The 1,753-nt window shown below is 62.6% G+C and carries 1 protein-coding gene; it reads left to right on the top strand.

The genetic code is table 11. The features are described from left to right. Positions 1 to 513 precede the first annotated feature (513 nt). The gene (locus tag ABLE92_RS26060; RefSeq protein ID WP_006357614.1) at positions 514 to 1,686 is read left to right on the top strand and encodes a L,D-transpeptidase; all 1,173 of its coding nucleotides are present in this window, start codon (positions 514 to 516) and stop codon (positions 1,684 to 1,686) included. The last annotated feature ends 67 nt before the right edge of the window (positions 1,687 to 1,753 follow it).

Raw genomic sequence — 1,753 nt, 5'->3', positions numbered from 1 at the left:
ACAAGGTGTGGCAGCAAGATGGACCCAAACTCGATCCTGCACCGTGGTTGAGAACCCGGGGAGTCTACGTCGTCGGACGACCCGCCTTATCGGCGCGCGGGAGGTATGAGGACGAGTGGTCCCGCAGGTGTCGCGAGAGTTGTCGCACCACGGCCTCGACGTCGGCGAGCGGTGGCGAACACGCATCGGCGGGGACTACCTGTGGGGTGTCGCCACACGGCAATAATGAGGTCGACGTGACCGCTCGGCGGTCGCCCACCACGAAGACGTTTCGAACCTTCTCTCGCGCTGTGCAGCGGGTAGAGGAGCGCACAGCATTCAACTACTATCGTGGATAGTAAACCTAGTCCAGGCGCCGAGTGAGAGGGTTCGCCACAATCGATGGGCCGCGTAAGAAGGACTCGAGCTATCGAAGAGCCACGTGATCTCTTGGCGGCTTACGGTGCGCAGCCGCAGTGCTCGAGCGCTCGTGGATGCCGCGGGTCGGTCCGGGCAGGTATTCCGCGACTGCTGATGCTCGCAGCCCTGACGGCTGTGGTGATGTTATTGACCTCGTGCAGCTCAACCGGAGGCGCCGCCTACAGCAACGAGATTCAGGCCGTTGACAGCTTCGCCGACATCGCACAGCCTTCCATTGCTGTGGCCACCGAAGGTGGCGGTCGACTCGCGCCCAACGCGGTTGTCGAACCTGGGCTTCCTATTGTTGTCACGGCCAGCCGCGGCGCGTTGACAAACGTCCGTATCCCCACAGCCAGCGGCCGTCCCTTGGCGGGCTCACTGAGCGAGGACGGCTCAACGTGGACAAGCACCCAACCCCTGGGATATTCGAAGCGGTATTCCGTTCAAGCCGAGGCCGTGGGCGTGGGCGGTCGATCGGTCGTCTCGCAGCGCTTCACCACGACCTCACCGGAGTCACTGACCAGCGCTGCCATCCTCGGCGAGAAAACCGTCGGGATCGCCCACACAGTCGGGGTGCGGTTCGCCGATCCCATCCCCGACCGAAAGAAGGCACAGGCGGCGATCACCGTGTCGTCTGACCCCCAGATGCGGGGTGCGTTCTATTGGATCAGCGACTCCGAAGTCCGGTGGAGGCCCGAACGCTTCTGGACGCCGGGCACCAAAGTCAGTGTCGCCGTCAACATTTACGGAGTCGACCTCGGCGACGGGCTCTACGGCGACGAGAACTTGTCCTACGACTTCACGATTGGCCGAGCTCAGGAAATCGTTGCCGACGACAACACCAAAACGATAGTCGTCAAACGAGACGGCAAGGTCATCCGCACGATGCCGACCTCGTTCGGCAAAGACAGCACTCCGACGCCCCGCGGTATCTACATGATCGGAGATCGCGTCGAGCACATCATCATGGACTCGTCCACCTACGGAGTGCCTGTCGAGTCCGCAGCGGGATACCGCACACCCGTTCAATGGGCGGTGCAAATGTCCTACAGCGGCATTTACATGCACGGCGCACCGTGGTCGATGTCGGCGCAAGGCAGCAGCAACGTCAGCAACGGTTGCCCAAACCTGAGTCCCACTGACGCGGAATGGCTCGTGAAGAACACCCTGCGCGGTGACCCCGTCACGGTCAAGAACACCAACGCCGACACACTGCCGGGAGTTGATGGACTCGGCGATTGGAACATCCCGTGGCCACAATGGAAGAACGGCAACGCAGACACCTAGGCGCCCCCGCCTGGCTGGAGTTCGTCGACGCTCAGCACGTTCTTCCGACCATGCACGGCCGGGGCGA

It is taken from the genome of Gordonia oleivorans, from assembly GCF_040044975.1.
In the GTDB taxonomy this organism is placed as follows: Bacteria; Actinomycetota; Actinomycetes; order Mycobacteriales; family Mycobacteriaceae; genus Gordonia; species Gordonia oleivorans.
Note: the sequence above shows the minus strand (reverse complement) of the source record. Positions and strands in the feature narration are given on the sequence as shown.